General features: G+C 66.5%; 28 protein-coding genes. 26 read left to right on the top strand and 2 right to left on the bottom strand.

Translation table 11 applies throughout. From position 1 onward, the window contains the following. The 3 genes from rpsG (at position 1) to tuf (ending at position 3,987) form a co-directional block, all read left to right on the top strand. Positions 1 to 471, top strand: a complete 471-nt coding sequence (rpsG, locus tag ACIBJF_RS29615) for a 30S ribosomal protein S7 (protein ID WP_003992340.1) — start codon at positions 1 to 3, stop codon at positions 469 to 471. A 39-nt stretch (positions 472 to 510) separates the two neighbouring features. Then, a complete protein-coding gene (gene fusA / locus ACIBJF_RS29610) occupies positions 511 to 2,637 on the top strand; it encodes an elongation factor G (RefSeq protein WP_365727281.1) in 2,127 nt (708 codons plus the stop codon). A gap of 156 nt (positions 2,638 to 2,793) precedes the next feature. After that, positions 2,794 to 3,987 carry an elongation factor Tu gene (gene tuf / locus ACIBJF_RS29605; RefSeq protein ID WP_399178231.1) on the top strand — a complete coding sequence of 398 codons (1,194 nt, stop codon included), beginning with the start codon at positions 2,794 to 2,796 and terminating at the stop codon, positions 3,985 to 3,987. Positions 3,988 to 4,076: 89 nt separating this feature from the next. Here the strand turns inward: tuf and ACIBJF_RS29600 are convergent, their stop codons facing one another. Continuing rightward, complete coding sequence (locus tag ACIBJF_RS29600) at positions 4,077 to 5,084, bottom strand: hypothetical protein (RefSeq protein WP_399178229.1); 1,008 nt, start codon at positions 5,082 to 5,084, stop codon at positions 4,077 to 4,079. Positions 5,085 to 5,151: 67 nt separating this feature from the next. Then, complete coding sequence (locus ACIBJF_RS29595; RefSeq protein WP_399178227.1) at positions 5,152 to 5,274, bottom strand: hypothetical protein; 123 nt, start codon at positions 5,272 to 5,274, stop codon at positions 5,152 to 5,154. Between the two features lie 999 nt (positions 5,275 to 6,273). Here ACIBJF_RS29595 and rpsJ point away from each other — a divergent pair. From rpsJ to ACIBJF_RS29480, 23 genes are all read left to right on the top strand, one after another. Next, entirely contained in the window at positions 6,274 to 6,582 is a 309-nt protein-coding gene (gene rpsJ, locus ACIBJF_RS29590) for a 30S ribosomal protein S10 (protein ID WP_003948644.1), read from the top strand. Positions 6,583 to 6,598: 16 nt separating this feature from the next. Further along, on the top strand, positions 6,599 to 7,243 hold the full coding sequence (gene rplC, locus ACIBJF_RS29585) for a 50S ribosomal protein L3 (protein WP_020135811.1): 645 nt from the start codon (positions 6,599 to 6,601) through the stop codon (positions 7,241 to 7,243). An 8-nt stretch (positions 7,244 to 7,251) separates the two neighbouring features. After that, positions 7,252 to 7,905 carry a 50S ribosomal protein L4 gene (rplD, locus tag ACIBJF_RS29580; protein WP_030641187.1) on the top strand — a complete coding sequence of 218 codons (654 nt, stop codon included), beginning with the start codon at positions 7,252 to 7,254 and terminating at the stop codon, positions 7,903 to 7,905. Then, the gene (gene rplW / locus ACIBJF_RS29575) at positions 7,905 to 8,324 is read left to right on the top strand and encodes a 50S ribosomal protein L23 (RefSeq protein WP_351618256.1); all 420 of its coding nucleotides are present in this window, start codon (positions 7,905 to 7,907) and stop codon (positions 8,322 to 8,324) included. Before rplD ends, rplW begins: the two co-directional genes overlap by 1 nt. Positions 8,325 to 8,362: 38 nt before the next feature. After that, entirely contained in the window at positions 8,363 to 9,199 is an 837-nt protein-coding gene (rplB, locus tag ACIBJF_RS29570) for a 50S ribosomal protein L2 (RefSeq protein ID WP_399178223.1), read from the top strand. Positions 9,200 to 9,211: 12 nt separating this feature from the next. Continuing rightward, positions 9,212 to 9,493 carry a 30S ribosomal protein S19 gene (rpsS, locus tag ACIBJF_RS29565; protein WP_009190133.1) on the top strand — a complete coding sequence of 94 codons (282 nt, stop codon included), beginning with the start codon at positions 9,212 to 9,214 and terminating at the stop codon, positions 9,491 to 9,493. A 43-nt stretch (positions 9,494 to 9,536) separates the two neighbouring features. After that, on the top strand, positions 9,537 to 9,884 hold the full coding sequence (rplV, locus tag ACIBJF_RS29560) for a 50S ribosomal protein L22 (protein WP_019329637.1): 348 nt from the start codon (positions 9,537 to 9,539) through the stop codon (positions 9,882 to 9,884). Continuing rightward, a complete protein-coding gene (gene rpsC / locus ACIBJF_RS29555; RefSeq protein ID WP_399178220.1) occupies positions 9,884 to 10,702 on the top strand; it encodes a 30S ribosomal protein S3 in 819 nt (272 codons plus the stop codon). The genes rplV and rpsC overlap by 1 nt, the downstream gene beginning before the upstream one ends. Positions 10,703 to 10,707: 5 nt before the next feature. Next, complete coding sequence (gene rplP / locus ACIBJF_RS29550) at positions 10,708 to 11,127, top strand: 50S ribosomal protein L16 (protein WP_004927269.1); 420 nt, start codon at positions 10,708 to 10,710, stop codon at positions 11,125 to 11,127. Next, positions 11,127 to 11,351: a 50S ribosomal protein L29 gene (gene rpmC, locus ACIBJF_RS29545; RefSeq protein WP_007494763.1), complete on the top strand. Its 225-nt coding sequence runs from the start codon at positions 11,127 to 11,129 to the stop codon at positions 11,349 to 11,351. The genes rplP and rpmC overlap by 1 nt, the downstream gene beginning before the upstream one ends. Further along, positions 11,351 to 11,638: a 30S ribosomal protein S17 gene (gene rpsQ, locus ACIBJF_RS29540; RefSeq protein WP_037694127.1), complete on the top strand. Its 288-nt coding sequence runs from the start codon at positions 11,351 to 11,353 to the stop codon at positions 11,636 to 11,638. Before rpmC ends, rpsQ begins: the two co-directional genes overlap by 1 nt. A 99-nt stretch (positions 11,639 to 11,737) precedes the next feature. Further along, on the top strand, positions 11,738 to 12,106 hold the full coding sequence (gene rplN, locus ACIBJF_RS29535) for a 50S ribosomal protein L14 (protein WP_003998823.1): 369 nt from the start codon (positions 11,738 to 11,740) through the stop codon (positions 12,104 to 12,106). 2 nt (positions 12,107 to 12,108) lie between these two features. Next, positions 12,109 to 12,432, top strand: a complete 324-nt coding sequence (gene rplX, locus ACIBJF_RS29530; protein ID WP_351222634.1) for a 50S ribosomal protein L24 — start codon at positions 12,109 to 12,111, stop codon at positions 12,430 to 12,432. Continuing rightward, entirely contained in the window at positions 12,432 to 12,989 is a 558-nt protein-coding gene (gene rplE / locus ACIBJF_RS29525; protein WP_061920719.1) for a 50S ribosomal protein L5, read from the top strand. Before rplX ends, rplE begins: the two co-directional genes overlap by 1 nt. A gap of 5 nt (positions 12,990 to 12,994) precedes the next feature. Continuing rightward, positions 12,995 to 13,180 carry a type Z 30S ribosomal protein S14 gene (locus ACIBJF_RS29520; RefSeq protein WP_003948630.1) on the top strand — a complete coding sequence of 62 codons (186 nt, stop codon included), beginning with the start codon at positions 12,995 to 12,997 and terminating at the stop codon, positions 13,178 to 13,180. A 216-nt stretch (positions 13,181 to 13,396) separates the two neighbouring features. Continuing rightward, positions 13,397 to 13,795 carry a 30S ribosomal protein S8 gene (rpsH, locus tag ACIBJF_RS29515; RefSeq protein ID WP_007384075.1) on the top strand — a complete coding sequence of 133 codons (399 nt, stop codon included), beginning with the start codon at positions 13,397 to 13,399 and terminating at the stop codon, positions 13,793 to 13,795. A gap of 24 nt (positions 13,796 to 13,819) precedes the next feature. Continuing rightward, complete coding sequence (rplF, locus tag ACIBJF_RS29510; protein WP_153539274.1) at positions 13,820 to 14,359, top strand: 50S ribosomal protein L6; 540 nt, start codon at positions 13,820 to 13,822, stop codon at positions 14,357 to 14,359. 3 nt (positions 14,360 to 14,362) lie between these two features. Then, positions 14,363 to 14,746: a 50S ribosomal protein L18 gene (gene rplR / locus ACIBJF_RS29505; RefSeq protein ID WP_365727266.1), complete on the top strand. Its 384-nt coding sequence runs from the start codon at positions 14,363 to 14,365 to the stop codon at positions 14,744 to 14,746. A gap of 37 nt (positions 14,747 to 14,783) precedes the next feature. After that, positions 14,784 to 15,389 carry a 30S ribosomal protein S5 gene (gene rpsE / locus ACIBJF_RS29500; RefSeq protein WP_009190144.1) on the top strand — a complete coding sequence of 202 codons (606 nt, stop codon included), beginning with the start codon at positions 14,784 to 14,786 and terminating at the stop codon, positions 15,387 to 15,389. Positions 15,390 to 15,391: 2 nt separating this feature from the next. Next, on the top strand, positions 15,392 to 15,574 hold the full coding sequence (gene rpmD, locus ACIBJF_RS29495) for a 50S ribosomal protein L30 (RefSeq protein ID WP_003998814.1): 183 nt from the start codon (positions 15,392 to 15,394) through the stop codon (positions 15,572 to 15,574). Between the two features lie 2 nt (positions 15,575 to 15,576). Further along, positions 15,577 to 16,032, top strand: coding sequence for a 50S ribosomal protein L15 (gene rplO / locus ACIBJF_RS29490; protein WP_030745257.1), 456 nt, complete (start codon positions 15,577 to 15,579; stop codon positions 16,030 to 16,032). 243 nt (positions 16,033 to 16,275) lie between these two features. Beyond that, entirely contained in the window at positions 16,276 to 17,589 is a 1,314-nt protein-coding gene (gene secY / locus ACIBJF_RS29485; RefSeq protein ID WP_399178216.1) for a preprotein translocase subunit SecY, read from the top strand. Beyond that, positions 17,589 to 18,251 carry an adenylate kinase gene (locus ACIBJF_RS29480; protein ID WP_399178214.1) on the top strand — a complete coding sequence of 221 codons (663 nt, stop codon included), beginning with the start codon at positions 17,589 to 17,591 and terminating at the stop codon, positions 18,249 to 18,251. Before secY ends, ACIBJF_RS29480 begins: the two co-directional genes overlap by 1 nt. Positions 18,252 to 18,254: the final 3 nt, after the last annotated feature.

The raw sequence follows: 18,254 nt of genomic DNA, 5'->3' as shown, positions 1-18,254 counted from the left end.
ATGCCTCGTAAGGGCCCCGCCCCGAAGCGCCCGGTCATCATCGACCCGGTCTACGGTTCTCCTCTGGTGACCTCCCTGATCAACAAGGTGCTGCTGAACGGCAAGCGCTCCACCGCCGAGCGCATCGTCTACGGCGCCATGGAGGGTCTGCGTGAGAAGACGGGCAACGACCCGATCATCACGCTGAAGCGCGCGCTGGAGAACATCAAGCCGACCCTCGAGGTCAAGTCCCGCCGTGTCGGTGGTGCGACGTACCAGGTTCCGATCGAGGTCAAGCCCGGTCGCGCCAACACCCTCGCGCTGCGCTGGCTCGTCGGCTACTCCCGCGCCCGTCGCGAGAAGACCATGACCGAGCGTCTGCTCAACGAGCTCCTCGACGCCTCCAACGGCCTGGGTGCCGCTGTGAAGAAGCGCGAGGACACGCACAAGATGGCCGAGTCCAACAAGGCCTTCGCGCACTACCGCTGGTAGTCGCTACCCACATCGAGACCGAGAGAAGACTGAAGCCTTATGGCTACCACTTCACTTGACCTGGCCAAGGTCCGCAACATCGGGATCATGGCCCACATCGACGCGGGCAAGACGACCACCACCGAGCGGATCCTGTTCTACACCGGTGTGTCGTACAAGATCGGTGAGGTCCACGACGGCGCTGCCACCATGGACTGGATGGAGCAGGAGCAGGAGCGTGGCATCACGATCACCTCTGCTGCCACCACCTGCCACTGGCCGCTGGAAGACGTCGACCACACCATCAACATCATCGACACGCCGGGCCACGTCGACTTCACCGTCGAGGTGGAGCGTTCCCTGCGCGTGCTCGACGGTGCCGTGACGGTGTTCGACGGCGTCGCCGGCGTTGAGCCCCAGTCCGAGACCGTGTGGCGTCAGGCGGACCGCTACGGCGTTCCGCGTATCTGCTTCGTCAACAAGCTCGACCGCACCGGTGCCGAGTTCCACCGCTGTGTCGACATGATCAGCGACCGCCTGGGCGCTCAGCCGATCGTGATGCAGTTGCCGATCGGTGCCGAGGCCGACTTCAAGGGCGTCGTGGACCTGGTCCGCATGAAGGCGCTCGTGTGGTCCGCCGAGGCCACCAAGGGTGAGATGTACGACGTCGTCGACATCCCGGACACCCACACCGAGGCTGCCGAGGAGTACCGCGGCAAGCTGGTCGAGGCCGTGGCCGAGAACGACGAAGAGATCATGGAGCTGTACCTGGAGGGCGAGGAGCCCACCGAGGAGCAGCTGTACGCCGCGATCCGTCGTATCACCATCGCGTCCGGCAAGAGCAAGGGCACCACGGTCACCCCGGTGTTCTGTGGCACCGCGTTCAAGAACAAGGGCGTCCAGCCCCTGCTCGACGCGGTCGTGCGCTACCTGCCTTCCCCGGTTGACATCGAGGCCATCGAGGGCCACGACGTCAAGGACCCGGAGATGGTCGTCAAGCGCAAGCCGTCCGACGACGAGCCGCTGTCCGCGCTGGCGTTCAAGATCATGAGCGACCCGCACCTCGGCAAGCTCACCTTCGTCCGGGTTTACTCGGGCCGCCTGGAGTCCGGCTCTTCGGTGCTGAACTCCGTCAAGGGCAAGAAGGAGCGCATCGGCAAGATCTACCGCATGCACGCCAACAAGCGTGAGGAGATCGAGTCGGTGGGCGCCGGCGACATCGTCGCCGTCATGGGCCTGAAGCAGACCACCACCGGTGAGACGCTGGCCGACGACAAGAACCCGGTCATCCTGGAGTCCATGGACTTCCCGGCGCCGGTCATCCAGGTCGCCATCGAGCCCAAGTCGAAGGGCGACCAGGAGAAGCTGGGCGTCGCGATCCAGCGCCTGGCCGAGGAGGACCCGTCCTTCCAGGTCCACTCGGATGAGGAGACCGGCCAGACCATCATCGGTGGTATGGGCGAGCTGCACCTCGAGGTGCTGGTCGACCGTATGCGCCGTGAGTTCAAGGTCGAGGCCAACGTCGGCAAGCCGCAGGTGGCGTACCGCGAGACGATCCGCAAGGCCGTCGAGCGCGTCGACTACACCCACAAGAAGCAGACCGGTGGTACCGGTCAGTTCGCCAAGGTGCAGATCGCGATCGAGCCGATCGAGGGCGGCGACGCCTCGTACGAGTTCGTGAACAAGGTGACCGGCGGTCGTATCCCGAAGGAGTACATCCCTTCGGTAGACGCCGGTGCGCAGGAGGCCATGCAGTTCGGCATCCTCGCCGGCTACGAGATGACCGGCGTGCGCGTCATCCTGATCGACGGTGGCTACCACGAGGTCGACTCCTCCGAGCTCGCCTTCAAGATCGCCGGTTCGCAGGCCTTCAAGGAGGCCGCGCGCAAGGCTTCGCCCGTGCTGCTCGAGCCGATGATGGCCGTCGAGGTCACCACGCCCGAGGACTACATGGGTGAGGTCATCGGCGACATCAACTCCCGCCGTGGCCAGATCCAGGCCATGGAGGAGCGGGCCGGTGCCCGCGTCGTGAAGGGCCTCGTGCCCCTTTCGGAGATGTTCGGTTACGTCGGCGACCTGCGCAGCAAGACGTCCGGCCGCGCCAGCTACTCCATGCAGTTCGACTCCTACGCCGAGGTTCCGCGGAACGTCGCCGAGGAGATCATCGCGAAGGCCAAGGGCGAGTAACGCACCGCGTTCACACGCCGTAGGCTTGACTCCGGAGCCTCAAGGGGCAAACAGCCGTAAACCCGGATGTTTGCCCCCGGTTCCGGGCCTTTACAGCAAAGATCACCTGGCGCCGATGAAGTAAGGCGTACAGAACCACTCCACAGGAGGACCCCAGTGGCGAAGGCGAAGTTCGAGCGGACTAAGCCGCACGTCAACATCGGCACCATCGGTCACATCGACCACGGTAAGACGACCCTCACGGCCGCCATTACCAAGGTGCTGCACGACGCGTACCCGGACCTGAACGAGGCCACCCCGTTCGACAACATCGACAAGGCGCCCGAGGAGCGCCAGCGCGGTATCACCATCTCCATCGCGCACGTCGAGTACCAGACCGAGGCGCGTCACTACGCCCACGTCGACTGCCCGGGTCACGCGGACTACATCAAGAACATGATCACCGGTGCCGCCCAGATGGACGGCGCGATCCTGGTGGTCGCCGCGACCGACGGCCCGATGCCGCAGACCAAGGAGCACGTGCTCCTGGCTCGCCAGGTCGGCGTTCCGTACATCGTCGTCGCCCTGAACAAGGCCGACATGGTGGACGACGAGGAGATCCTGGAGCTCGTCGAGCTCGAGGTCCGTGAACTCCTCTCCGAGTACGAGTTCCCCGGCGACGACGTTCCGGTCGTCAAGGTCTCCGCTCTCAAGGCCCTCGAGGGCGAGAAGGAGTGGGTGGACTCCGTCCTCAACCTGATGAACGCCGTCGACGAGTCCATCCCGCAGCCGGAGCGCGACGTCGACAAGCCGTTCCTGATGCCGATCGAGGACGTCTTCACGATCACCGGTCGCGGTACGGTCGTCACCGGCCGTATCGAGCGTGGTGTCCTGAAGGTCAACGAGACCGTCGACATCATCGGCATCAAGACCGAGAAGACCACCACCACGGTCACCGGCATCGAGATGTTCCGCAAGCTGCTCGACGAGGGCCAGGCCGGTGAGAACGTCGGTCTGCTGCTCCGCGGCATCAAGCGCGAGGACGTCGAGCGCGGCCAGGTCATCATCAAGCCGGGCTCGGTCACCCCGCACACCGAGTTCGAGGCCCAGGCCTACATCCTGTCCAAGGACGAGGGTGGCCGCCACACGCCGTTCTTCAACAACTACCGTCCGCAGTTCTACTTCCGCACGACGGACGTGACCGGCGTCGTGACCCTCCCCGAGGGCACCGAGATGGTCATGCCGGGTGACAACACCGAGATGTCGGTGCAGCTCATCCAGCCCATCGCCATGGAAGAGGGCCTGAAGTTCGCCATCCGTGAGGGTGGTCGCACGGTGGGCGCCGGCCAGGTCACCAAGATCACGAAGTAAGTTCCGCTTGCTTCGAGGTCACTGACCGACCCAAGAAGAGGCCCGTACGACTTCGGTCGTACGGGCCTCTTCGGCTTTTCCGGGGCCGGTCACTGCATGTTCTGCACCGGCGGATGGTCGTACGACGCCTCGCACACGTACACCTGGAGGGTGTAGCCCCGGCCGATGGTGATCTCCGTGTCGCACGCCGGCCCGAGGGAGTGATAGCCCGTGTACCCGGCGTCCTCCACCGGCCGCCAGCTGCCGCTGCCGCCGTCCCACTCGGTGCCGTCGACGGTGAGCAGGGGCCGCACCCCGGCGCCGCACTCGGCGCAGGCCATGGGGAAGGGGTCGGAGAAGCTCCAGGGCGCGTGCCCAGCGAGCTTCCATCCCGGGGCGACGGCCAGGTCGTCCTGATAGCAGACCCCGGACTCCTCGCCCCTCTCCTCCTCCCACTCCGCGATCCGGTCCGCCAGCTCCTCCGGCAGCTCGTGCGGGGCCGGGTACTCGACGACGGTCTCCGGGTGCAGCACGCACGGCTCGGGCAGATAGTCGTCGCTGCCGATCACCGCGGGCCGTGGGGGAGTGGCGAGCGGGCTGACCACATCGGCGGCCCGGCGCCAGCGCAGCTCGACCCTCGGTACGTACCCGTCCTCCGGATGGTCGAAGGCGCACCACAGCACCTGCAGCAGATCGGTGCCGTCGGGCCGGGGCAGCGAGGGCACATCGGCGGCGCGTATCTGCGCGACCGGCACCAGCGGCACCGGCCCGTCCAGGGCGATCCGGTACCCCTTGGTCCCGCGGTCGACCAGCGCGTGTTCCTCCTCGCTCAGCAGATCGGCGCCCTCGGCACGCGGCCGGGCCCAGGCCTCGCGCAGGACACGCCGGGCGACACGCACATCGTCCGGCGCCACACCGTGCTGCCAGGGCCCGCCATGGTCGGCACAGGCCGGCCACGGCTCCCCGGCCGGCCACAGCAGGGGTCCGCCGACGGAGCTGTCCGCCGTGGTGGGCGCGCCGGCGCGGGGATGGAGGCGTACGGCGGCGCGGGCGAGCGGGGCCAGCTCGGGGAAGGCGGCGGTGACGTCGAGCGGCCGCGGCGGAGTCGTACGGGTCATGCCCGGAGGCTACTGGGCCGCTCCGACAACACGACCCGGCCGTGGCGGCTGCGGGAGGGCCCGGCGTTCACCGGCCGGGGAGCGTGTCGACGTAAGGGATGCCGGCGGCGGCGAAACCGGCCACGGCCTTCTGCGCGGCCTTCGCCGAGATGGTCCTGCCGGACTGGTAGTACAGCCAGTCGACCCGCATGTCCCAGGTGCGCGGTGCGCCCTTGAGCGCAAGGTCGTCGCCGTGTCGCTGGTCACCTACGGGGCGTCCGTCCGCCGTCGCCGCATGGACCGGCGGGCGGCCAACGGACGGATCCGCTCCAGGCGGGTCACCTCGGGCTGAGCCCGTACTCCCGCGAGCCGGACGCGGCTGCCGTACGATGCGCCACCGTGGCGATACGCATCATGCTGCGTGCCTGAAGCACCCTCTCGGCCCCGGGCACCGCAGCGGCGCTCCGGAAGGCGCTCGCCCACACCGCCGCCCAGGTCGCGAACGGCAGCATGGCGGAGCTCGGCTCTTCCACCTCGGGCCGGCTGCCCGAGCCCGTCGAGCGGCATCGCCGGGGTACGTCTGCCGGCGGAACGTGCGGACGGCCGCGGGGACACACGCTCCCGTCCGCACCTGTGACGTCGTCGCCGGTGAGCACGCATCCCCGGTACCGGCTGGAGACGGTCCGGCTGGACGGCCTCGGCATCCGGGCGGAGGGGCGGCACCTACGGGTGCACCTTCATCCGCCAGGCCTTCCCCGCCTACCCCGCCACGGAGTTCACCCGGCCCCCGGTTTGACCTACGTCACCTCGGGGGTATTCTCTCCGCCCCGATTGGCATCCGCCCCGCCCCATATGGCAGACTGTCCGAGTTGCTCGGTCGAGTGTTGATGCTGCGCGCCTCCCGCCGGGAGGACCGGAAGCGAGTCCCACAGTACTCGTCGTCCTAACTGCCCACGGGCAGCACTGGGGCGGACGTACGGGAATCTTCCGGGAAGTGTGGGCGCGGCACCGGCCAGGCGCCCGGCGGGCCCGAGGTCCCCGGTCCGCGGTTCCGGAAGGGCCGTGCGCATTCCCGCTGGGATGTTCGAACAAGGGACATCTGTGTCAGCGGGAGCGCGACACGCCCGACCGCGTGGGTCGGAGAAACGACGGCAGCAGAAGGAATCCGCCGGGTTCCAGAGCGTAAGAGAGACAGGACTACTGAGTAGCCATGGCGGGACAGAAGATCCGCATCCGGCTCAAGGCCTACGACCACGAGGTCATCGACTCCTCGGCGAAGAAGATCGTCGAGACGGTGACCCGCACTGGTGCGTCGGTCGCGGGCCCGGTGCCGCTGCCCACTGAGAAGAACGTGTACTGCGTCATCAAGTCGCCGCACAAGTACAAGGACTCGCGCGAGCACTTCGAGATGCGCACGCACAAGCGCCTGATCGACATTCTCGACCCGACCCCCAAGACCGTTGACTCTCTGATGCGACTCGACCTGCCGGCCGGTGTCGACATCGAGATCAAGCTCTGAGGCTGGTGGGCTGAGAATGGCTAAGCAGATCAAGGGCATCCTGGGCGAGAAGCTCGGCATGACGCAGGTGTGGGACGAGAACAACCGTGTTGTTCCGGTCACCGTCGTCAAGGCCGGGCCGAATGTCGTGACCCAGGTCCGTACGAACGACGTCGACGGCTACGAGTCCGTCCAGATCGCTTTCGGCGAGATCGACCCGCGCAAGGTGAACAAGCCCCTCAAGGGTCACTTCGCCAAGGCCGACGTCACCCCCCGTCGTCACCTCGTCGAGATCCGCACCGCGGACGCCTCCGAGTACACGCTCGGCCAGGAGATCACCGCTGAGGTGTTCGAGGCCGGCATCAAGGTCGACGTGACCGGCAAGAGCAAGGGCAAGGGCTTCGCCGGTGTCATGAAGCGTCACAACTTCAAGGGCCTCGGCGCCGGACACGGCACCCAGCGCAAGCACCGCTCGCCCGGTTCCATCGGTGGCTGCGCCACCCCGGGCCGCGTGTTCAAGGGCCTCCGCATGGCGGGTCGCATGGGCAACGAGCGGGTCACCACCCAGAACCTGACCGTCCACGCCGTTGACGCGGAGAAGGGTCTGCTGCTCATCAAGGGCGCGGTTCCCGGTCCGAACGGCGGCCTCGTCCTGGTCCGCACCGCGGCCAAGGGGGCCTGAGGTAACCGATGAGCACTGTTGACATCCTTTCGCCGGCGGGCGACAAGGCCGGTTCCGTCGAGCTCCCCGCGGAGATCTTCGACGCCAAGGTCAGCGTTCCGCTGATCCACCAGGTCGTCGTCGCGCAGCTGGCCGCTGCCCGCCAGGGCACGCACAAGACGAAGACCCGTGGCGAGGTCCGTGGTGGCGGCAAGAAGCCGTACCGCCAGAAGGGCACCGGTCGCGCCCGTCAGGGTTCGACCCGCGCGCCGCAGTTCGCCGGTGGTGGCGTCGTGCACGGTCCCGTGCCGCGCGACTACTCGCAGCGCACCCCGAAGAAGATGAAGGCCGCCGCCCTGCGCGGTGCCCTCACCGACCGGGCGCGTCACAACCGCATCCACGTCGTCTCCGGCGTGGTCGAGGGCGAGACCCCCAGCACCAAGGCCGCCAAGTCGCTGTTCGGCAAGATCTCGGAGCGCAAGAACCTGCTCCTGGTCGTCGACCGCGCCGACGAGGCCGCGTGGCTGTCCGCCCGCAACCTGCCCCAGGTCCACATCCTGGAGCCGGGCCAGCTGAACACGTACGACGTTCTCGTCTCGGACGACGTGGTCTTCACCCAGGCCGCTTTCGAGTCCTTCGTCGCCGGCCCGAAGGCCAACGACACCGAAGGGAGCGAGGTCTGATGGCCATCCGTCACCCGAGCATCGCCTCGAAGGCCGCCAAGGCCGCCAAGGCCGCGCGCGTCGCCAAGGCGCGTCGTCACGCCGCCGAGGGCAAGAACACCGTCGAGACCCCGCTGAGCAAGTCGTACACGGACCCCCGTGACGTCCTGCTGAAGCCGGTCGTCTCCGAGAAGAGCTACGCGCTCCTCGACGAGAACAAGTACACGTTCATCGTCGACCCGAACGCCAACAAGACCCAGATCAAGCAGGCCGTCCAGGCGGTCTTCGACGTCAAGGTCACCGGGGTCAACACGATCAACCGCCAGGGCAAGCGCAAGCGCACGAAGACCGGTTTCGGTCAGCGTGCCGGCAGCAAGCGCGCGATCGTGACCCTCGCCGAGGGCGACCGTATCGACATCTTCGGCGGTCCGACCGCGTAAGCGGGTCGGATCGTCCGATATCGGACGAGGACTGAGAAATGGGAATCCGCAAGTACAAGCCGACTACGCCGGGCCGTCGTGGCGCCAGCGTCGCCGACTTCGTCGAGGTCACGCGGTCCACGCCGGAGAAGTCGCTGGTCCGCCCCCTGCACAGCAAGGGCGGCCGTAACAACGCCGGTCGTGTGACCGTTCGCCACCAGGGTGGCGGACACAAGCGCGCCTACCGTCTGATCGACTTCCGTCGTCACGACAAGGACGGCGTGCCGGCGAAGGTCGCGCACATCGAGTACGACCCCAACCGCACCGCGCGCATCGCGCTGCTGCACTACGCCGACGGCGAGAAGCGCTACATCCTCGCCCCGCGCAACCTGCAGCAGGGTGACCGCGTCGAGAACGGTCCCGGGGCCGACATCAAGCCGGGCAACAACCTGGCCCTCCGCAACATCCCGGTCGGTACCACGATCCACGCGATCGAGCTCCGTCCCGGTGGCGGTGCCAAGTTCGCCCGCTCCGCCGGTGCCTCCGTGCAGCTGCTCGCGAAGGAGGGCTCGATGGCCCACCTCCGCATGCCGTCCGGCGAGATCCGTCTCGTCGACGTCCGCTGCCGCGCCACCGTCGGTGAGGTCGGCAACGCCGAGCAGAGCAACATCAACTGGGGTAAGGCCGGCCGTAAGCGGTGGCTGGGCGTTCGCCCGACCGTCCGTGGTGTCGTGATGAACCCGGTTGACCACCCGCACGGTGGTGGTGAGGGCCGGACCTCCGGTGGTCGCCACCCTGTGTCCCCGTGGGGCAAGAAGGAAGGCCGTACTCGTTCGCCCAAGAAGGCGTCGAACAAGTACATCGTCCGCCGCCGCAAGACGAACAAGAAGCGCTAAGGACGGGTTGAGATGCCTCGTAGCTTGAAGAAGGGGCCCTTCGTCGACGACCACCTGATCAAGAAGGTGGACGTCCAGAACGAAGCCGGCACCAAGAACGTCATCAAGACCTGGTCCCGTCGCTCGATGATCGTCCCGGCCATGCTCGGCCACACGATCGCGGTGCACAACGGCAAGACCCACATCCCGGTGTTCGTCACCGAGTCGATGGTCGGCCACAAGCTCGGCGAGTTCTCGCCGACCCGCACCTTCCGGGGCCACGTCAAGGAAGACCGGAAGTCGAAGCGCCGCTAGTAGCGGATCGCATTCAGACACGTAAGTAACTGAAGGGACAACCATGGAAGCCAGGGCCCAGGCGCGGTACATCCGCGTCACGCCCATGAAGGCCCGCCGCGTGGTGGACCTCATCCGTGGCATGGACGCCACGGAGGCCCAGGCTGTTCTGCGATTCGCTCCGCAGGCAGCCTCCGTGCCGGTCGGCAAGGTGCTCGACAGCGCCATCGCCAACGCCGCGCACAACTACGACCACACCGACGCCGACAGCCTCTACATCTCCGAGGCGTACGTCGACGAGGGTCCGACCCTGAAGCGGTTCCGTCCGCGTGCTCAGGGCCGTGCCTACCGGATCCGCAAGCGGACCAGCCACATCACCGTGGTCGTCAGCAGCAAGGAAGGAACCCGGTAATGGGCCAGAAGGTTAACCCGCATGGGTTCCGGCTCGGCATCACCACGGACTTCAAGTCCCGTTGGTACGCCGACAAGCTGTACAAGGACTACGTCAAGGAAGACGTCGCCATCCGTCGGATGATGACGTCCGGCATGGAGCGCGCCGGTATCTCGAAGGTTGAGATCGAGCGCACCCGTGACCGCGTGCGGGTGGACATCCACACCGCGCGTCCGGGCATCGTCATCGGCCGCCGTGGCGCCGAGGCCGACCGCATCCGCGGCGACCTCGAGAAGCTCACGGGCAAGCAGGTCCAGCTGAACATCCTCGAGGTCAAGAACCCCGAGACCGACGCTCAGCTGGTTGCCCAGGCCGTTGCCGAGCAGCTCTCCTCCCGCGTCTCCTTCCGCCGCGCCATGCGTAAGAGCATGCAGTCGGCGATGAAGGCCGGCGCCAAGGGCATCAAGATCCAGTGCGGTGGCCGCCTCGGTGGCGCCGAGATGTCCCGCTCGGAGTTCTACCGCGAGGGCCGTGTGCCCCTGCACACGCTCCGCGCGAACGTGGACTACGGCTTCTTCGAGGCCAAGACGACCTTCGGCCGCATCGGTGTGAAGGTCTGGATCTACAAGGGCGACGTCAAGAACATCGCCGAGGTCCGCGCCGAGAACGCTGCGGCCCGTGCGGGTAACCGCCCGGCCCGTGGTGGTGCCGACCGCCCGGCCCGTGGTGGCCGCGGTGGCGAGCGGCGCGGTCGCAAGCCGCAGCAGGCTGCCGGCGCCGAGGCCCCCAAGGCCGAGGCCCCCGCCGCTCCGGCTGAGAGCACCGGAACGGAGGCCTGACCGACATGCTGATCCCCCGTAGGGTCAAGCACCGCAAGCAGCACCACCCGAAGCGCCGTGGTCAGGCCAAGGGCGGCACGACGGTTGCGTTCGGCGAGTACGGCATCCAGGCCCTCACGCCGGCGTACGTGACCAACCGCCAGATCGAGGCGGCTCGTATCGCGATGACCCGTCACATCAAGCGTGGCGGCAAGGTCTGGATCAACATCTACCCGGACCGTCCCCTCACCAAGAAGCCTGCCGAGACCCGCATGGGTTCCGGTAAGGGTTCGCCGGAGTGGTGGATCGCGAACGTTCACCCGGGTCGGGTGATGTTCGAGCTGTCCTACCCCAACGAGAAGATCGCCCGTGAGGCGCTGACCCGTGCGGCCCACAAGCTGCCGATGAAGTGCCGGATCGTCAAGCGCGAGGCAGGTGAAGCGTGATGTCGGCCGGTACCAAGGCGTCCGAGCTGCGCGAGCTGGGCAACGAGGAGCTTCTGGCGAAGCTCCGCGAGGCCAAGGAAGAGCTGTTCAACCTCCGCTTCCAGGCGGCGACCGGGCAGCTCGAGAACCACGGCCGTCTGAAGGCGGTCCGCAAGGACATCGCGCGGATCTACACCCTGATGCGCGAGCGTGAGCTGGGCATCGAAACGGTGGAGAACGCCTGATGAGCGAGAACAACGTGACTGAGACGAACACTGAGGCTCGGGGCTTCCGCAAGACCCGTGAGGGCATCGTCGTCAGCGACAAGATGGACAAGACCGTCGTCGTCGCCGTCGAGGACCGCAAGAAGCACGCGCTGTACGGCAAGGTCATCCGCAGCACGAGCAAGCTCAAGGCCCACGACGAGCAGAACGCCGCCGGCATCGGCGACCGCGTCCTCCTGATGGAGACCCGGCCGCTGTCCGCGACGAAGCACTGGCGCGTCGTCGAGATCCTCGAGAAGGCCAAGTAATTCCTGCGGGGCAAACCCCGCAGGTCAGTTCCGCCAGGCTCGGCAGGGGTTCCGTAACGGAACCCCTGCCGGGAACCGGCAGACAAACAGGAGATAGACGTGATCCAGCAGGAGTCGCGACTGCGCGTCGCCGACAACACTGGTGCGAAGGAGATCCTTTGCATCCGTGTGCTCGGTGGCTCCGGTCGCCGCTACGCGGGCATCGGTGACGTCATCGTCGCCACCGTCAAGGACGCGATCCCCGGTGGCAACGTGAAGAAGGGTGACGTCGTCAAGGCGGTCATCGTTCGCACCGTCAAGGAGCGCCGCCGTCCGGACGGCTCGTACATCCGCTTCGACGAGAACGCCGCCGTCATTCTGAAGAACGACGGCGACCCTCGCGGCACCCGCATCTTCGGCCCGGTCGGCCGTGAGCTGCGCGAGAAGAAGTTCATGAAGATCATCTCGCTCGCGCCGGAGGTGCTGTAAGCATGAAGATCAAGAAGGGCGACCTGGTCCAGGTCATCACCGGCAAGGACAAGGGCAAGCAGGGCAAGGTCATTGCCGCTTACCCGCGCGAGGAGCGTGTCCTGGTCGAGGGTGTCAACCGGGTCAAGAAGCACACCAAGGCCGGTCCGACCGCTAGCGGTTCCCAGGCCGGCGGCATCGTCACGACCGAGGCGCCGATCCACGTCTCCAACGTCCAGCTGGTCGTTGAGAAGGACGGCAACAAGGTCGTCACGCGTGTCGGCTACCGCTTCGACGAAGAGGGCAACAAGATCCGCGTTGCCAAGCGGACGGGTGAGGACATCTGATGGCTACCACCACCACTCCGCGTCTGAAGCAGAAGTACCGCGAGGAGATCGCGGGCAAGCTGCGTGACGAGTTCAAGTACGAGAACGTCATGCAGGTTCCCGGCCTCGTCAAGATCGTGGTCAACATGGGTGTGGGCGACGCCGCCCGCGACTCCAAGCTGATCGAGGGCGCCATCCGCGACCTCACCACGATCACCGGTCAGAAGCCGGCCGTCACCAAGGCCCGCAAGTCCATCGCGCAGTTCAAGCTGCGTGAGGGTCAGCCGATCGGTGCCCACGTCACGCTCCGTGGCGACCGCATGTGGGAGTTCCTGGACCGCACCCTGTCGCTCGCGCTGCCGCGTATCCGCGACTTCCGCGGCCTGTCCCCCAAGCAGTTCGACGGCCGTGGCAACTACACCTTCGGTCTCACGGAGCAGGTCATGTTCCACGAGATCGACCAGGACAAGATCGACCGTACCCGGGGTATGGACATCACCGTGGTGACCACGGCGACCAACGACGCTGAGGGCCGCGCGCTCCTTCGTCACCTCGGCTTCCCGTTCAAGGAGGCGTGAGCGAGATGGCGAAGAAGGCTCTGATTGCCAAGGCTGCTCGCAAGCCCAAGTTCGGTGTGCGTGGCTACACCCGCTGCCAGCGCTGCGGCCGTCCGCACTCCGTGTACCGCAAGTTCGGCCTCTGCCGCGTGTGCCTTCGTGAGATGGCTCACCGTGGCGAGCTGCCGGGCGTGACCAAGAGCTCCTGGTAATCCCGGTAATTCGGGATTCCTGGACCTCTCGGTAAGCAACTGGGTCGGCGGAGGCCCACCCCCTCATGGCTTAGGCTAGGAGGGTTGGGCCTCTGCCGCCCTGGATCGACTTACTACGCCGTAGGTCCCCGCACCGCACCCGTCCCGTCTGCAGAAGTACGGGGAGAGGGATGGCGCATATAGGAAACCCCGGCGAGAAAGGCCACAGGCCAATTCATGACCATGACTGATCCGATCGCAGACATGCTGACGCGTCTGCGGAACGCGAACTCGGCGTACCACGACTCCGTGACGATGCCGGCGTCCAAGATCAAGTCGCACATCGCGGAGATCCTCCAGCAGGAGGGCTTCATCACGGGCTGGAAGGTCGAGGACGCCGAAGTCGGCAAGAACCTCGTTCTCGAGCTGAAGTTCGGCCCGAACCGTGAGCGCTCCATCGCGGGCATCAAGCGGATCTCCAAGCCCGGTCTCCGGGTGTACGCGAAGTCCACCAACCTGCCGAAGGTGCTGGGCGGCCTCGGCGTGGCGATCATCTCCACGTCGCACGGCCTCCTCACCGACAAGCAGGCCGGCAAGAAGGGCGTGGGTGGGGAAGTCCTCGCCTACGTCTGGTAGCAGAAGGGAACGGAGGAAACAGCTATGTCGCGCATCGGCAAGCTCCCCATCGCGGTTCCCGCCGGCGTGGACGTCACCATCGACGGCCGTACGGTCTCGGTCAAGGGCCCCAAGGGCTCGCTGACCCACACCGTCGCGGCTCCGATCGACATCGCTAAGGGCGAGGACGGCACCCTGCAGGTGACCCGCCCGAACGACGAGCGTCAGAGCAAGGCCCTGCACGGCCTCTCCCGCACGCTGGTGGCGAACATGATCACCGGCGTGACCCAGGGTTACGTGAAGAAGCTCGAGATCAGCGGTGTCGGTTACCGAGTGACCGCCAAGGGTTCGAACCTGGAGTTCGCTCTCGGTTACAGCCACCCGATCCTCGTCGAGGCCCCCGAGGGCATCTCCTTCAAGGTGGAGACCCCGACCCGTTTCTCGGTCGAGGGCATCGACAAGCAGAAGGTCGGCGAGGTTGCGGCCAACATCCGCAAGCTGCGCAAGCCCGACCCGTACAAGGCCAAGGGCGTCAAGTACGAGGGCGAAGTCATCCGCCGCAAGGTCGGAAAGGCGGGTAAGTAAGCCATGGCATACGGGCAGAAGATCCTCAAGGGCGACGCCTACAAGCGCGCCGCGATCAAGCGCCGTCACATCCGGATCCGCAAGACTCTTTCCGGTACGGCGGAGCGTCCCCGTCTGGTCGTGACCCGCTCCAACCGCCACATCGTGGCGCAGGTGATCGACGACCTGAAGGGCCACACCCTGGCGTCGGCGTCCACCCTGGACGCTTCGATCCGTGGTGGCGAGTCCGACAAGTCCGCGCAGGCCAAGCAGGTCGGCGCCCTGGTTGCCGAGCGTGCCAAGGCCGCCGGTGTCGAGGCCGTCGTGTTCGACCGTGGTGGCAACCAGTACGCCGGGCGCATCGCCGCCCTGGCGGACGCCGCCCGCGAGGCCGGGCTCAGGTTCTGAGCCGCCGTAGCTAGCGGAAAAGAGAGAGGTAAATCCAATGGCTGGACCCCAGCGCCGCGGTGGCGGTGCCGGTGGCGGCGAGCGGCGGGACCGGAAGGGCCGTGACGGCGGCGCTGCTGCCGCCGAGAAGACCGCGTACGTTGAGCGCGTCGTCGCGATCAACCGCGTCGCCAAGGTTGTGAAGGGTGGTCGTCGCTTCAGCTTCACCGCGCTGGTCGTGGTGGGCGACGGTGACGGCACCGTGGGTGTCGGATACGGCAAGGCCAAGGAGGTGCCGGCCGCCATCGCCAAGGGCGTTGAGGAGGCCAAGAAGCACTTCTTCAAGGTCCCCCGGATCCAGGGCACCATCCCCCACCCCATCCAGGGTGAGAAGGCTGCCGGCGTCGTGCTGCTCAAGCCCGCGTCCCCGGGTACCGGTGTTATCGCCGGTGGTCCGGTGCGTGCCGTGCTCGAGTGCGCCGGTATCCACGACGTGCTGTCGAAGTCGCTCGGCTCCGACAACGCCATCAACATCGTGCACGCGACCGTGGAGGCCCTGAAGGGTCTGCAGCGTCCCGAGGAGATCGCGGCCCGCCGTGGCCTGCCGCTCGAGGACGTCGCTCCCGCGGCTCTGCTGCGTGCGCGTGCCGGGGCGGGTGCGTAATCATGGCGCAGCTCAAGATCACGCAGGTCAAGTCCTACATCGGCAGCAAGCAGAACCACCGTGACACCCTGCGGTCGCTTGGTCTCAAGGGGATCAACACCGTGGTCGTCAAGGAGGACCGCCCCGAGTTCCGCGGCATGGTGCACACCGTCCGCCACCTCGTGACGGTCGAGGAGGTCGACTGATCATGGCGGAGCAGAACCCGCTGAAGATCCACAACCTCCGTCCCGCCCCGGGCGCCAAGACCGCCAAGACCCGTGTGGGTCGTGGTGAGGCGTCGAAGGGTAAGACGGCCGGTCGTGGTACCAAGGGCACCAAGGCCCGCTACCAGGTTCCGGAGCGCTTCGAGGGTGGCCAGATGCCGCTGCACATGCGCCTCCCGAAGCTGAAGGGCTTCAAGAACCCGTTCAAGACCGAGTACCAGGTCGTGAACCTCGACAAGCTGGCCGCGCTCTACCCCGAGGGTGGCGAGGTCACGGTCGAGGGCCTGGTGGCCAAGGGTGCCGTTCGCAAGAACAGCCTCGTCAAGGTCCTCGGCCAGGGCGAGGTCTCCGTGGCGCTGCAGGTGACGGTCGACGCCGTCTCCGGCTCCGCCAAGGAGAAGATCACCGCCGCCGGCGGTACGGTCACCGAGCTGGTCTGAGTTCCTCAGGTCCCTCGATGACGTGAACGATCCCGACCGGGGATACTCCACAAAAGGGGTATCCCCGGTTGGTCGTTCCAAGGGCGGTGCTCTCGCCGGTAAGGTGGCCAGCACTGCCTACTTTCACAGGTGCTTCCCATGGGGCACTCTGAGCGGCAGTTGACCGTTAGTAATTCGTCTGTATCCGTCGAACCTCAAGACCGTCACCCTTGACGCAGTTGCGCGGGGGTCGCAGGAGGCACCGTGCTCACCGCGTTCGCCCGGGCGTTCAAGACGCCCGACCTGCGCAAGAAGCTGCTCTTCACGCTGGCCATCATCGTGGTCTACCGGCTCGGTACCCACATCCCGATCCCCGGCGTCAACTACAAGGCCGTCCAGAGGTGTGTGACCGAGGCCGGGGCCAACCAGGGCCTGTTCGGCCTCGTGAACATGTTCAGCGGTGGTGCGCTGCTGCAGATCACGGTCTTCGCGCTCGGCATCATGCCCTACATCACGGCCAGCATCATCCTTCAGCTGCTGACCGTGGTCATCCCGCGCCTGGAAGCCCTCAAGAAGGAGGGTCAGGCCGGTACGGCGAAGATCACGCAGTACACCCGTTATCTGACGGTGGCCCTCGCCATCCTGCAGGGCACCGGCCTGGTCGCCACCGCCCGCACCGGACGGCTGTTCAGCGGCTGCTCGGAGGCCCAGAGCATCGTCTCGAACCAGGGGATCTTCACGACCATCACGATGGTCGTCTGCATGACCGCCGGTACCTGCGTCGTGATGTGGCTCGGTGAACTGATCACCGACCGCGGCATCGGCAACGGCATGTCGATCCTGATGTTCATCTCGATCGCCGCGACCTTCCCGTCCGCGCTGTGGGCCATCAAGAAGCAGGGCACCCTGGCCGGCGGCTGGATCGAGTTCGGCACCGTCATCCTGGTCGGCCTGGTCATGGTCGCGCTCGTCGTCTTCGTCGAGCAGGCTCAGCGCCGCATCCCGGTGCAGTACGCGAAGCGCATGATCGGCCGCCGTTCCTACGGTGGTACGTCCACGTACATCCCGCTCAAGGTGAACCAGGCCGGTGTGATTCCGGTCATCTTCGCCTCCTCGCTGCTCTACATCCCGGCGCTCGTGGCGCAGTTCGCGGGGGGCAAGTCGGGCTGGAAGACCTGGGTCGAGCAGAACCTCACCAAGGGCGACCACCCGATTTACATCACTTCGTACTTCTTGCTCATCGTTTTCTTCGCGTTCTTCTACGTGGCGATCTCCTTCAACCCCGAGGAAGTCGCCGACAACATGAAGAAGTATGGTGGCTTCATCCCGGGCATCCGGGCTGGCCGACCGACCGCTGAGTACCTCAGCTACGTGCTCAACCGGATCACCTGGCCGGGTTCGCTGTATCTGGGTCTGATTGCTCTCGTGCCAACAATGGCGTTGGTCGGGTTCGGGGCGACGAACAACTTCCCGTTCGGCGGAACCAGCATCCTGATCATCGTGGGTGTCGGTCTCGAGACGGTGAAGCAGATCGAGAGCCAGCTCCAGCAGCGCAATTACGAAGGGTTCCTCCGCTGATGCGTATCGTCCTCGTCGGGCCGCCGGGTGCCGGTAAGGGAACGCAAGCCGTCCGCCTCGCCGAGAAGCTGGCCATCCCGCACATCTCCACGGGCGACCTGTTCCGGGCCAACATCAGCCAGCAGACCGAGCTGGGCAAGCTCGCGAAGTCCTACATGGACGCCGGCAACCTCGTACCCGACGAGGTCACCATCGCCATGGCCAAGGACCGCATGGAGCAGCCGGACGCCGAGAAGGGCTTCCTGCTGGACGGCTTCCCGCGCAACGTGTCGCAGGCCGAGGCGCTGGACCAGCTGCTGGAGACCGAGGGCATCACCCTGGACGCCGTGCTGGACCTGGAGGTCCCGGAGGACGAGGTCGTCAAGCGGATCGCCGGCCGGCGCATCTGCCGCAACGACTCCTCGCACGTGTTCCACGTGACGTACAGCCCGCCCAAGAAGGACGGCGTGTGCGACATCTGCGGCGGTGAGCTGTACCAGCGCGACGACGACTCCGAGGACACCGTCCGCACGCGGCTGGAGGTCTACCACACGCAGACCGAGCCGATCATCGACTACTACAAGGCGCAGGGTCTGGTCGTGACGATCTCCTCCCTGGGCCCCGTGGACGAGATCACGCGGCGGGCGCTGGAGGCCCTGAAGCGTGAGAAGGCCGAGAGCTAGGAT

The sequence above is a fragment of the Streptomyces sp. NPDC050743 genome (genome assembly GCF_044456925.1).
Lineage (GTDB): Bacteria > Actinomycetota > Actinomycetes > Streptomycetales > Streptomycetaceae > Streptomyces.
Note: the sequence above shows the minus strand (reverse complement) of the source record. Positions and strands in the feature narration are given on the sequence as shown.